The organism is Gorillibacterium massiliense (genome assembly GCF_000455485.1).
In the GTDB taxonomy this organism is placed as follows: Bacteria; Bacillota; Bacilli; order Paenibacillales; family NBRC-103111; genus Gorillibacterium; species Gorillibacterium massiliense.
Window position 1 is genome coordinate 1 of record NZ_CBQR020000126.1, and the last position, 3,871, is coordinate 3,871.

At 54.7% G+C, this 3,871-nt stretch carries 2 protein-coding genes; both read right to left on the reverse strand.

Annotated features, from left to right (window positions below; genetic code table 11):
• Window positions 1-2,815, reverse strand: a 2,815-nt coding sequence (locus TJ79_RS16760) for a non-ribosomal peptide synthetase (protein WP_040951499.1), incomplete at its 3' end; no start/stop codon positions are given.
• Window positions 2,812-3,871, reverse strand: a 1,060-nt coding sequence (locus TJ79_RS16765; protein ID WP_040951500.1) for a condensation domain-containing protein, incomplete at its 5' end; no start/stop codon positions are given. The genes TJ79_RS16760 and TJ79_RS16765, both read right to left, overlap by 4 nt.

Sequence of the window (3,871 nt, forward strand, 5' to 3'; positions counted from 1 at the left end):
CATGATTTCTGCCCGCCACCGGCGTGCCGAACAATAGATCGTCCTCACCTGTGACGGCATGGAGCATCGCCGCATAAGCGCCCATCATCGCCATATTCAGCGGAATATCCGCCCTGCTGGCCGTCTCGCGCAGCGCAGCCGTAAGATCAGAATCGAGGACATGCCGTTCCACCGCACCTGCAGATCTGTTTCTTCCTTCTGCCGCGACATCTCGGGGAAGCTCGATAGCTGGAAGGGGCTTTACCAGCCGTTCCTCCCAGAATGCTTTCTCTAGTTCGAACCCGTTTTCCGCAACCAGCTTTTCCTGCCATTCCGCATAATCCGCGTAGCTGAGTGGCAAATCAGCGAAATGGATCTTGTCCCCCTCCATGAGCGACGCATACGATTCACCTAATTCGCGGCAGATGATCTCAAGACTCCAGCCATCGGTGATGATATGGTGCATTCCGAGGTAGAGTTGATGCTGCACGGGACTCTGCCGAAAAAGGACAGACCGCACGGCATGCTCTTCTGCCAGCAGATATGGCGTATGCTCCAAATGAGCCACTTGCAGCCGAATCTGCTCTTCCTGCGAATCAGGATCGAGAGCGGTCAGGTCGATTACCTGCAGTTCAGAGCCGCTTTGTTCATCAATGATTTGATAGGGCTTACCGTCCCGTTCAACGAACCTCGTACGGAAAGAAGCATGTCGGGCCATGAGGGCGGAGAAAGCTTTTTGCAGCAGCGGAATGTCCAGCTCGCCTTCGAAATGCAGATGAACGGATACCCCATACGAGTCGTCAAGCTCGTTTGCTTTATACAGAAACCATAGCCGCCTTTGAGCATTGGATAGGGAATACCGTTCCTTCGCTTCCAACCGCGGAATCGCTTGTTTCTTGGTCTCGCTTAAAACTTGGCCCTGAGCAGACTGCGACTCCAGATATTCTGCAAGCTGATCAAGCCGCGGATACGAGTAAAGGACGTTCAAGCTGACCGGAATACTGAATTGAGCGCGAATCCGGTTGACGACTTTCATCAACAGCAGAGAATGGCCACCTAACTCGAAGAAATGATCGTGTAACCCGATATTCCCCCGCTGCAGCACCTCGGACCAAATGGCCGCCAAAGCTTTCTGCATTCGCGTGACAGGCTCGGTGAATTCGCCGTCTCGACTCGCGGACAAGACCTCTGCGAGCTTATCCACTAAAGCCTTGCGATCCACCTTTCCATGAGAGGAAAGCGGCATGGCATCAAGCCGCAATAGACTGGAAGGCACCATATATTCGGGAAGCTTTTGGCCCAAAAAGTTCTTAACCTCAGAAGCCTCCACGGCCGAAGATGCGACGTAGAAACCGTGCAGAGAAGCATTGTCGTCGTCATCCTTGCGCAGAATTACACAGGAAAACGAAATCCCGGGATGCTGTAGCATGGCATTTTCTATCTCGCCGATTTCAATCCGGAACCCGCGTACTTTCACCTGACTGTCATTTCTCCCCAGGCAGTCGAGGTTTCCATCGGGGAGCATGACCGCCAGATCGCCGGTTTTGTACAAGCGAGCCCCAGGTTTCTGGGAGAACGGGTGCGGCACGAAAGACTCCGCGTTCTTTTCCGGTCGGTTATGATACCCTTCCGCTAAAGCAATTCCACCGATATGAATTTCGCCCACCGTGCCAGGCGGGCATAATCTTCCCCCGCGATCCAGCAAATAGATCTCATAGTTGGGCAGAGGACGGCCGATGGGTACTCGGGCAACCTCCACGTCCAGCGCCGCGGGAATATCGTAAACGGTGCTGTAAACGGTGCACTCCGTCGGGCCGTACAAATTCATCAAATGGATGCGCGATCCGAAACGTCTTTGCCACAAACGGATGACTTCACCCATCAACACTTCACCAACGATAAAAATCGTACGCAGCGTCGCCAGCTTGGCATAATCCTCGTCTTCCAGATACGTAGCCAACTGATTGATAAAGACGGTGGGAATCATTACCGAAACGGCCTGATGACGGGCTACTGCTGCTGCAAACAGCGCAACGGACTGGCGTTCCTCGTTGGAGAGCAGATGAAGCGTCGCCCCGGACAGCAGCCCTTGGTAGATTTCCGCCACGGACAAGTCGAAGGTAAAAGGCGCAAACTGCAAAATCGTATCGCCCTCGCGGTAGCCGAATGACTCCTGCATCCAGACAGCCAAGTTGACGACGCCTCCGTGCAGCAGTTTCGCTCCTTTGGGCATTCCCGTCGAGCCCGACGTGTAGATCACATATGCCGCATCGCCGGGTCCGACCTGCACATTGGGATTTTCCGCGCTGTAGCAGTCCCAATGGCCGTCACCCAGCAGGACAAGCGGATGGATATCCGCCTCCTGCCGGTCGATGTCCAGCAAGCGATCCGCTTTGTCCAAATAAATCGATTTGGTTAAAATATGCGACGCTCCGCAATCGGTCACGATGTGACGCAATCTTTCCTCCGGGGCGTCGGCATCCATCGGAACGTAAGCCCCGCCGGCCTTGAGTACACCCATCATGGTAACGAGAAACTCCAGGCTTCTGTCCATCAATACGGCAACGTATCCGCCTTGCTTGAGCCCTGTAGCCAGCAGCATGTGCGCCGTTTGATTGGCGCGGCGATTCAGTTCCGCGAAAGTGATCGCGCCGCTTGCAGATGAAATCGCGACTTGCTGCGGAACCCTCGCAACAACGTCTTCAAACAGATCCACAATGGATTTGGTATCGGGATACGCGCTTTTGCTCCCGTTCCAGGCAAGGTAGTGCCGAAGCTGATCGTTGTCCGACTCCGACCGTCCTCGCGTATTTAGAGCGATTCCTTTTATTTTCATAGCGTGACTCCTTCTCTGGCGGCTTCGGAAAGGGCATGCAAGAGTTCCGCATAGGTTGCGGCCCATCTTTCCATCGTTTCTCCTTTGAAAAGGCGGGTATTATATTCGAAATAAAGCTGAATCCCGTCATCCGTATCCAACGCCGCCAGAGACACGTCGAACTTGCTCACCGTATGGCCGCGGTAGGGAAGCGGCTCCATGTTGAGCGATCCCAACGCCAAATGGCCGGATGCCTTCCGCAGATGGAACATCGTCGAGAACAGCGGAGTACGTCCCTTCGCTCGGTTTGGCTTGATAAGCTCGATCAGCATGTCGAAGGGGTAATCCTGATGCTCGAAGGATTCCAGGCATTGCTGCTTAACCTGCGTGAGCAGCGTCTCGAAATCATCGTTGTCTTCCAGCTTCGCGCGAACCGCAAGGGTATTGAAAAACAACCCGATGACGGATTCCAGCGATTCATCGGTCCGTCCAGCTATCGCCGTTCCCACGACGATGTCGCGGTCGCCCGTCTCCTGATGCAGCAGCAAGAAGTAAGCGCTGAGCAAGAGAACATATAAGGAGACGTCAAGCTGCTTGGCCAGAACGCGCAGAGCCTCGGCCGTATCCTTCGCTACCGTCGCCGGCACAGCGGCGCCATCGAAGGTTTGAATATCCGGTCTGGGATAATCCAGGTCGAGATTGAGCTCCGGCAGAGGCTTTTGCAGCACATTGAGCCAGTACCGCTCGTCATTGGCGAATTTGCCTGCCGCCAAACTGTCGCGCTGCCATTGGGCATAATCCACATAACGTAGCGGAAGCTGCGGCAGTGCGGGATGCTCGCCGACGGCATAAGCCCGGTAAGCAGATGACAACTCCCGTAGCAGTACGTCCTCGCTCCACCCGTCCGTTATGATATGGGGCAGATTCAGATGGAACACGTGCTTCTCGGCTTGTGTACGAATCAAGTAAGCCCTCATCAACGGACCTTGCGCCAAATCAAACGGCTGGGAAGCATCAGACTCCAGCAGAGTTTGAATACGGTCGTCCTGCTGCTCCTCCGGCAACCCGCTGATATCC